The following is a 1,159-nucleotide window of genomic DNA, read 5'->3' on the forward strand; positions in this document are numbered from 1 at the left end:
GGCAGCGCGGGCGGCGCCGGCGAATGCCGGGTCGGCATCGTCAGCGGCCTGACACCCGGCCAGTCGATCCCCGTCACCGTGCCGGGCGGAGGCTCGGGCGGGGCGGGCACGCCCAGCAATGGCGGCGCCGGCGGCAATGCCAGCTTCGGTGCATACCTCACCGCCATCGGCGGCGGGGCCGGCCTCGCCGGCAACAACACGATCCAGACGGGCGGCGCCGGGGCGGGCGGCACGGGCGGCTCCGGCGGCCAGCTGGTCATCGCGGGGCGCGTCGGCGGCCTCGGCATCAACTACGGCGGCGTGCCGGGCGGCGGCGTCGGCGGCAGCGCCTTCATGGCGTCGACCCCTGGCCCATCGGTCAACGGCGCCGGCGCCGGCGGGGTCTTTCCGGGCGGCGGCGGCAATGGCGGCGCCGGCGGCTTCAGCGGCGGGGCCGGCGCCAACGGCCTCTGCCTCGTGCTCTGGACCTGAGGAACAGCGACATGACCAGCACCCGATACGCTCATGTGGTCGAGGGCGTCGTGCGCAGCCTCTACCAGCGGCCCGACACCTTCGCGGACCTGCCGCTGGACGCCTTGATGGCGCCGGAGATCGCGGCGCAGATGGTGCCGCTGCCGGAAGACCAGGCCAGCCAGGTGCTGGAGGGCTGGCGCTGCGAGGCTGGCACCTTCCTGCCACCGCTGCTGCCCGAGGCGCCGCCGCCGACGCCGATCCGCGTCATCACCCCGCGCCAGTTCCGGCTGCGCTTCACGCTGGCAGAGCGCGGCGCCATCACCCTCGCCGCCAGCCAGGCGCTCGAGGCCGGCGACGCGACGCTGCAGGTGTTCCTCGATGACCTGGCCGCCAGCCAGGAGGTGGAGCTGGACCACCCGGATCTGGCCGAGGGCGTGCAGGCCCTGGTGGCCGCCGGGCTGATCGATACGGCCCGCGCCGCCGAGATCCTCTCCGTGGCGGCCTGACCATGCCAGCCCCGCCCCCGGGCCCGCCCGACCTGGTGCTGGCGCTTTCCTCGGCCGCTCACCCCGACATCGTGCTGCCCCGCGTCTGGACGGGCGAGAGCGTGCGCCTGGTGGTCGAGGGCCGCGATGCCATGACCGGTGACGCTGCCGCCCTGCAGGCGCTGCGCTTCACGCTCATCCGGCCGGATGGCCTGCGCATC

At 75.5% G+C, this 1,159-nt stretch carries 2 protein-coding genes and 1 pseudogene; all 3 read left to right on the forward strand.

Annotation, left to right across the window (positions count from 1 at the left end; all coding sequences use genetic code 11):
- A pseudogene (locus ACZJYS_RS24375) lies at positions 1–471 on the forward strand (glycine-rich domain-containing protein); the annotation flags it as partial.
- Positions 472–482: 11 nt separating this feature from the next.
- Positions 483–959, forward strand: a complete 477-nt coding sequence (locus ACZJYS_RS24380; RefSeq protein WP_493180656.1) for a hypothetical protein — start codon at positions 483–485, stop codon at positions 957–959.
- Between the two features lie 2 nt (positions 960–961).
- Positions 962–1,159 (forward strand): hypothetical protein (locus tag ACZJYS_RS24385; protein ID WP_493180657.1); only part of this gene is annotated, 198 nt, incomplete at its 3' end.

The sequence above is a fragment of the Roseomonas sp. TS2 genome (genome assembly GCF_058833935.1).

Excerpts from the sequence above, each read along its gene's own strand:
- ACZJYS_RS24380 (WP_493180656.1), top strand. The coding sequence starts at position 483 with ATGACCAGCACCCGATACGCTCATGTGGTCGAGGGCGTCGTGCGCAGC.